This is a genomic window from Actinosynnema sp. NPDC037264 (assembly GCF_055603705.1).
On sequence record NZ_JBVJVK010000057.1, the window covers coordinates 24,613 to 32,073 of the forward strand.

The 7,461-nt window shown below is 70.7% G+C and carries 7 protein-coding genes; 6 read left to right on the forward strand and 1 reads right to left on the reverse strand.

Annotated elements, in window-relative coordinates; all coding sequences use genetic code 11:
* Positions 1 to 542: 542 nt before the first annotated feature.
* Entirely contained in the window at positions 543 to 1,301 is a 759-nt protein-coding gene (locus ACZ7GX_RS36955; protein WP_498783890.1) for a DUF4383 domain-containing protein, read from the forward strand.
* A gap of 141 nt (positions 1,302 to 1,442) precedes the next feature.
* Here ACZ7GX_RS36955 and ACZ7GX_RS36960 read toward each other — a convergent pair whose 3' ends face one another.
* Positions 1,443 to 2,387: an aldo/keto reductase gene (locus ACZ7GX_RS36960; RefSeq protein WP_498783891.1), complete on the reverse strand. Its 945-nt coding sequence runs from the start codon at positions 2,385 to 2,387 to the stop codon at positions 1,443 to 1,445.
* 72 nt (positions 2,388 to 2,459) lie between these two features.
* Here ACZ7GX_RS36960 and ACZ7GX_RS36965 point away from each other — a divergent pair, with 72 nt between their 5' ends.
* The 5 genes from ACZ7GX_RS36965 to ACZ7GX_RS36985 all read left to right on the forward strand — a co-directional run bounded on the left by ACZ7GX_RS36965 (position 2,460) and on the right by ACZ7GX_RS36985 (position 7,295).
* The gene (locus ACZ7GX_RS36965) at positions 2,460 to 3,116 is read left to right on the forward strand and encodes a M50 family metallopeptidase (protein WP_498783893.1); all 657 of its coding nucleotides are present in this window, start codon (positions 2,460 to 2,462) and stop codon (positions 3,114 to 3,116) included.
* An 811-nt stretch (positions 3,117 to 3,927) separates the two neighbouring features.
* A complete protein-coding gene (locus tag ACZ7GX_RS36970; RefSeq protein ID WP_498783895.1) occupies positions 3,928 to 5,712 on the forward strand; it encodes a thiamine pyrophosphate-requiring protein in 1,785 nt (594 codons plus the stop codon).
* Between the two features lie 9 nt (positions 5,713 to 5,721).
* Complete coding sequence (locus ACZ7GX_RS36975; RefSeq protein WP_498783897.1) at positions 5,722 to 6,705, forward strand: TIGR03557 family F420-dependent LLM class oxidoreductase; 984 nt, start codon at positions 5,722 to 5,724, stop codon at positions 6,703 to 6,705.
* Positions 6,702 to 6,896 (forward strand): hypothetical protein, encoded by a 195-nt coding sequence (locus ACZ7GX_RS36980; protein WP_498783899.1) that lies wholly within the window; start codon positions 6,702 to 6,704, stop codon positions 6,894 to 6,896. Before ACZ7GX_RS36975 ends, ACZ7GX_RS36980 begins: the two co-directional genes overlap by 4 nt.
* A 108-nt stretch (positions 6,897 to 7,004) precedes the next feature.
* A complete protein-coding gene (locus ACZ7GX_RS36985) occupies positions 7,005 to 7,295 on the forward strand; it encodes a WhiB family transcriptional regulator (protein ID WP_053720850.1) in 291 nt (96 codons plus the stop codon).
* Positions 7,296 to 7,461 lie beyond the last annotated feature (166 nt).

Genomic DNA, 7,461 nt, shown 5'->3' on the forward strand with positions numbered 1-7,461 from the left:
GGTCAAGCGATCGTGCCCGATGGTCTCGGAGGTCGGTCCGACCAATTCGCGAACGCCGAAATTCCTTTGACGTGAGCGGCTTGTTCGGAGATAGTCGTACCGACACCGCGGTGGTGTTCGACGAACCACAAAGGGGACCTTCGTGAACAGCAGGGAGACCGAGTGGAACGGCTCCGCGACGCGTGCGTCCGGTGACCGGGGCCAGCGCTCCTGACCTGCCCGTACGTCAATAAGACGATACGGTGCGTGATTATTCGAAAAACTTATCGGTCTATTGGCCGTAATGATCGGCGCGCATTTGGCGTGGCACTGGCGGCCCGACCTTCATGGGGTGGGTCGGGGCGGATAAACCCCGGCACGACGGGGCGTGTGACTCCTGTCGGGAAAGGGGGGACGGGTTCGTGCGCCCGTCCCCCGCCGCCATTCGGCCCAAGAACCGGGCCCGGGCGGCGGCGGGCTGTTTGCGGTTCAGGCGCGACGGGTAGTCGGTGGGCGTCCGGAGCCCGGTCAGACGGGCTCGTGGTCCTCAGTTGGAGGGCGAGATGACCCACCACTCGACGGTCGGTCGCGTCAAGGTCGCGGGCCTGCAACCCGCCCAGGTGCTCGCAGGCCTGGTCGGTTTGGTCTTCCTCGCGTTGGGTGTGCTGGGCTTCGTGCGCACGGGGTTCGGCGACTTCGCGGGCGACCAGCACGCGATGCTGCTCGGGTTCGCGCTGAACCCGCTGCACAACGTGGTCCACCTGGCGTTCGGCGTGCTCGGCCTGCTGATGGCGAGCACGTCCGGCCTGGCCCGGCTGTACGGCTGGATCCTGTTCCTCGGCTACGGCGCAGTGCTGCTGTGGGGCCTGGCCCTGGCCGGGGTGTTCTCCACCAACCCGGTCGCCGGCCTCGGCAACCCGCTGGCGCTCAACGTCAACGACAACTGGCTGCACCTCGGCCTCGCCGCCGTCGGTCTGCTGATCGCGGTGCTGCCGGCGCGGCGGAAGATCGTGCCGGAGGAGCCGGTCGACACGCGCACCGGCGAGCCGATCGCCCCGATGGTCGATCCTGCCGCTCTTGGTGGTCCCGGGGAGGCGGAGCGGCGTCGGGAGCAGGCCCGGTACGAGCGGGAAGCGAGCATTCGCGACCCCAAGGCCGATCCGGTGACGCAGGAGATGCCGGCGCAGCGCACCGACGACGTGCCGCACGGCGCGCACCGCGACCAGCGGATCGAGTCGGTGGACCCGACCGTGAACCCGCGGCCGGTCCAGCCGATCGACCCGGCCATCGCGGAGCAGCACAAGTCGCGGTTCAGCCGGTGACGTTCGCGGTCAGTCGGTTGTGCAACCGATCCTGATGCGCTGACGGTAAGACGTGCGGTGCACGGTCCCGAGCGGACCGTGCACCGTCGTGCGTTGCCGGCTCGTGCGTTGCCGGCTCGTGCGTTGCCGGCTCGTGCGGGGTCAGGCCGCTGAGTCCATGCGGTCCACCTGGTCGTCGTCCAGTTTGATCTCCAGCGCGCCCAGGGTCTCCTCCAGCTGTGCGAGCGAGGTGGCGCCCACCAGCGGGATGATGTCCTGCCGCATCAGCCACGCGAGCACGACCTGGTTGACGGTGGCGCCGAGCTCCGCCGCGACCTCGTGCAGCACCTTCAGCCGCCGAGTGGTGCCGGGGTGGTCGTACGCCTCGCCCAGCGGCTTGTCCCGGTACCTGCCCGAGAGCAGCGCCGAGTACGCCACGAGCGTGACGTCGCCCTCCGCCCGCGCGTAGTCGAGCAGCTCGGCGGTCATGTGCACGTGACCGCCCTCGGGCAGCTTCACACCCGGCCGCGGGCGGAGGTAGCTGTACCGCTGCTGCACGGCGTTGTAGAGCGGCCAGCCGTTGGCCCGCGAGACCGCCCGTGCCCGGTCGAAGCGCCACGTGGCGTGGTTGCTGGCGCCGATCTCGCGCACCGTGCCGGCTTCGACGAGGGACGCGAACCCGCCGAGGGTGTCCTCCAGCGTGACGCTGCGGTCCTCGATGTGGCTGTAGTAGAGGTCGATGTGGTCGATGCCCAGCCGTGCCAGGCTCGCGGCGGCGGCGCGGCGGACCGTGTCGCCGGCCAGGCCCTCGGCGTTCTCCAGCCCGGTGCCCGGCGTCAACGGCCGCGCGCCCATCTTGGTGGCCACGACCATGTCGTCGCGGTTGCCGCGCGCGGCCAGCCAGCGACCGACCATGTGCTCGCTCTCGTCGCCCGTGCCACCGTCCCAGAACACGTAGTTGTTGGCCGTGTCCAGGAACGTGCCGCCCGCCTCGGCGAAGCGGTCCATGATCGCGAACGAGGTCTGCTGGTCGACTGAGGTGCCGAACGGCAGCGTGCCCAGCGCCAGGGCGCCGACCTCCAGTGAACCGATGCGCTGTCGTCTCATGGCGGTCAGCCTGGATGCTGGAGCGCGGTCCAGGTCAAGCCCCTGGTGCGGCCCCTGGCATGCTGGGTGGCGATGTCGACTCTGACGAAATGGGCTCCCGCCGTGTTGGCGCTGGTCCTGGTGGCCAGTCCGGGCGTGTGGCGGTACAGCAGGCACGTCATCACCATCGCGCACGAGGCCGGGCACGCCCTGGTCGCGCTGCTCACCGGCCGGCGGCTGGAGGGCATCAAGCTGAACTCCGACACGTCCGGGGTCACCGTGTCGCGTGGCAGGCCGACCGGGTTCGCGGTCGTGCTGATGTACTTCGCGGGGTACGTGACGCCGTCGTTGCTCGGGTTGGGTGCGGCGGTCCTGGTGACGTCCGAGCAGGTCCGGCCGTTGCTGTGGGCGACGGTCGGGTTGCTGGCCGGAATGCTGATCATGATCCGCAACGCGTTCGGCGTGCTGTCGGTCGTGGTGACGGGGGCGGTGATGTTCGCCGTGTCGTGGTACGCGACGGCGGAGTGGCAGGCGGCGTTCGCGTTGTTCGTGACGTGGTTCTTGTTGTTGGGCGGGGTGCGGCCGGTGGGTGAGTTGCAGCGGCGGCGGATGCGGGGGCTGGCGCGGCAGTCCGATGCCGATCAGCTGGCGCGGATCACGCGGGTGCCCGGGTTGGTGTGGGTGCTGCTGTTCGCCGGGGTTGCGGTGGGGACGCTGATGGTGGGCGGTCGGCTGCTGCTGCCGTTGTAGGGGTTTGGTCTTGGGCTGGGGGTCGGGTGGATCCTGGTTCAGTCCGGCTCGATTTGACATGGGGCCCTTACGGGTGCCCCAGGCAGGCCAAAGCCGGGCAGGCCCGGCGGGAAAAGCGTCCGCCAAGCCTGCCCGGCTTCGACCAGCCTATGGCACCCGAACCCATGTCAAATCGGGCCTAGGTGCGGGCGCTGCGGGCCCGTTGTGGCTGGTTGTGAGGTGGTTGGTGAGGGGTTGGTGAGGGGTTGGCAGACCACTCGACCGGGCGAAGAGTGCAACCAAGGACAACCCAAACCGCATTTCTCACGTTAGCCGGATAAAACGGCCGGCCCGGCGGCGGCGGACGTCGCTATGACCGTCGGCAACAGCCATAGTTTCCGCCACGGCCACCGTCACAGCCCTCAACGCCCGTCAGGCCGTCAGGTGCCATTTGCGCCCCCGCCAACCGGGCTCACCGCCAACCCGTCCCAAGGCCCGCCGCGTCCGCCACGCCCTGCGCCCCCCCGCCACGCCCTGCGCCCCCCGCCAGCGCCCTGCGCGCTCGCCAGGCGCGCCCGACCGCGATTGCCAGGTCGGTGGCGCCCCGCTTGCCTCGCCAGCCCGCACCAGAGCCACCCCCCGCACCAGAGCCACCCCCCGCACCAGAGCCACCCCCCGCACCAGAGCCACCCCCCGCACCAGAGCCACCCCCCGCACCAGGCCCACCAAGCGCGCCGGCCGTAGGAACCTCGCTTGCCCATCCCAGGCCTTTGGCGGCGTGGGGGTAAGGGCTGTTGGGTCGGGTAACCCGTTCTTTTCTAGGGAGGACGCCATGACCGACACCGTCGCCGACTTCGTGCTCCGCCGCCTGCGTGATTGGGGAGTCGAGCACGTCTTCGCCTATCCGGGTGACGGCATCAACGGGCTGGTTTCGGCTTTCGGGCGTAGTGGCGATCGGCCGAGGTTTGTGCAGGCGCGGCACGAGGAGATGTCCGCGATGCAGGCCGTGGGCTATGCCAAGTTCGGTGGGCGGGTCGGGGTGTGCATGGCCACGTCGGGGCCCGGGGCGATCCACCTGTTGAACGGGCTGTACGACGCGAAGTTGGACCACGTGCCGGTGGTGGCGATCGTCGGGCAGACCGCGCGCACCGCGATGGGTGGCAGCTATCAGCAGGAAGTGGACCTGCACTCGTTGTTCAAGGACGTCGCGTCGGAGTACCTGGTCGACGTGACCGTCCCCGAGCAGTTGCCCAACGCGCTGGACCGCGCCATCCGCACCGCCGAGTCGCAGCGGGCGCCCACGGCGCTGATCATCCCGGCCGACGTCCAGGAGTTGGAGTACTCGCCGCCTGAGCACGCCTTCAAGCACGTGCCCTCCAGCGCCCCCAGCCGGGGGTGGGCCACCGCGGTCCCCTCGACGGACGACGTCGAACGCGCGGTCGAGGTGTTGAACGCGGGGGAGCGCGTGGCGGTGCTCGTCGGGCAGGGGGCGCGCGGGGCCGGTGGTGAGGTTCGCCAGGTGGCCGAGGTGCTGGGGGCCGGGGTGGCGAAGGCGTTGTTGGGCAAGGACGTGCTGCCCGACGACGAGCCGTGGGTGACCGGGGCGATCGGGTTGTTGGGCACGAGGCCGAGCTACGAGCTGATGCGGGACTGCGACACGTTGTTGATCGTCGGGTCGAGCTTCCCGTACTCGCAGTTCCTGCCCGAGTTCGGCCGCGCGCGGGCGGTGCAGGTGGACGTCGACGGGCGGTTCATCGGGATGCGCTACCCGACCGAGGTGAACCTCGTCGGTGACGCCGGGGCGACCTTGCGGGCGATGCTGCCGTTGCTGCGGCGCAAGGAAGACCGGACCTGGCGGGAGACCGTCGAGGGCAACGTGGCCGAGTGGTGGGAGACGTTGCGGCGGCAGTCCTTCGTGGACGCCGACCCGGTGAACCCCATGCGGATCATGTGGGAGCTGTCGTCCCGGTTGCCGGAGGACGCGATCGTGACCGCCGACTCGGGGTCCGCGGCGAACTGGTACGCCCGGCTGGTCAAGTTGCGCGGCCGGATGCGCGGGTCGTTGTCGGGCACGTTGGCGACGATGGGCGCCGGGGTGCCGTACGCGATCGGGGCGAAGTTCGCGCACCCGGAACGCCCGGTTGTCGCGTTGGTCGGCGACGGCGCGATGCAGATGAACGGGCTGGCCGAGTTGATCACCATCGCCCGCTACTACGAGGAGTGGGCGGATCCGCGGTGCGTGGTGTGCGTGCTGCACAACAACGACCTCAACCAGGTGACGTGGGAGCTGAGGGCGATGGGCGGCGCGCCGAAGTTCGAGGAGTCGCAGGTGCTGCCCGACATCGGCTACGCGGCGTTCGCGCGGGCCGTCGGGTTGGGCGGGATCGACGTGTCCGACCCGGCCGACCTGGGCGGCGCGTGGGACGAGGCGTTGTCCGCCGCCCGGCCCGTGGTGCTGGACGTGCGGTGCGACCCGAACCTGCCTCCCATCCCGCCGCACACGACGTTCGAGCAGGCCAAGGCCACCGCCGAGGCGATGCTCAAGGGCGACCCGGACGCGTGGGACGTGGTCAGGCGCGGGGTGGCGACCAAGGTTCAGGAATTCCTGCGCGGGTAACCGGTGGCCATGGTCAGCATCGGTTACTTCCTCTCCAGCGAGGAACACGGACCGCGCGAGCTGGTGGCGCAGGCGCGGTGGGCGGAGCAGGCCGGGTTCGAGCGCCTGTGGATCTCCGACCACTACCACCCGTGGAACCGCGAGCAGGGCAACAGCCCGTTCGTGTGGTCCGTCATCGGCGCGCTGTCGGAGGTCACCTCCTTGCCCGTCACGACCGCTGTCACCTGTCCGACGCTGCGGATTCACCCGGCCGTGGTGGCACAGGCCGCGGCGACGGCCGCCGTCCAGTGCCGGGGCGGGTTCACCCTCGGCGTCGGCACCGGCGAGGCGTTGAACGAGCACATCTTCGGCGACCCGTGGCCGTCCGCGCCGGAACGGCTGGAGATGCTGGAAGAGGCCGTCGAGGTGATGCGGGCGCTGTGGACCGGCGAGGAGGTCAGCCACCGCGGCGAGCACTACACGGTCGAGAACGCGCGGCTCTACACGGTGCCGCCGTCACCCGTTCCGGTGTACGTGTCGGCGTTCGGGCCGAAGGCGGCGGAGGTGGCCGGGCGCATCGGCGACGGCCTGTGCTCCACCATGCCGGACGCGTCGCTGGTGGCGAAGTTCCGCGCCGCCGGCGGTGAGGGCAAGCCCACCCAGGCCGGGTTCAAGGTGTGCCACGCGTCGTCCGCCGAGGAGGCCGTGAAGACGGCGCACCGGCTGTGGGCGAACGAGCAGCTGCCCGGCGAGCTGGCCCAGGTGCTGCCGACGCCGCGGCACTTCGAGCAGGCGTCGACGCTGGTCACCGAGGACATGGTGGCCTCGGCGCTGCCCGTCGGGCCCGACCCGCGGCCGTACCTCGACCGCGTCCGCGAGTTCGCCGACGCGGGCTACGACGAGGTGTACGTGAGCCAGATCGGCCCGGACCAGGAGCGGTTCTTCTCGTTCTGGGCCGAGTCCGTCGCGCCCGAGCTGGAGGGCGCCTTCGCCACGCCGGGAGGAGTGCGATGACCGATCCGAACGAACGCCCGCTGGACGAGATCGAGCAGCTGGACGAGGACGAGCTCGGCGTCGACCCGCTGGAGCGCGGCGTCGAGCCGCCCGAGCACTGGAGCGCCGCCGACCGCCACGGCACCACGCCGCGCGAGCTGCGCGAGGGCGCGACCCTCGACCAGCGGCTGGCGCAGGAGGAACCGGAGTAATCCACCTCCACCGGTAATCCATCCGATGAGGCGCACCACGTTTGCCCCCCGGGGACCAGCGGGTAAGCCGTGATCAAGCACCTGTGACACCGCAAGGGGGTTCATCCGATGACCAGCACCGCGCGCCTGCCCAAGCCCGTGACCGACGTCTGGGACTGGCAGAAGGAAGGGTTGTGCCGAGGCCGTGACAGCGCGGTCTTCTTCCACCCCGACAACGAGCGCGGCTCCGCCCGAGCCGCTCGCGAGGACAAGGCCAAGCAGCTCTGCGCCCGCTGCCCCGTCGTGGACCCGTGCCGCGAGCACGCGCTCGCGGTGCAGGAGCCGTACGGGGTCTGGGGCGGCATGGGCGAGGACGAACGCCGTCGCATCATCGCCAACCGCCGCCGCTCCGCCGCCTGAGCACCGACCTGGCCGCCGCCGGTCGGGCCGCCCCCGCCCTCCGGACCCCAGAATCGGGGGGGGGGGGGGGGGGGGGGGGGGGGGGGGGGGGGGGGGGGGGGGGGGGGGGTGGGGTCCTTCGTAAGGGTCTTCTTCCTGGGCGGCGACTCGTTCTTTGCTTCTGTTT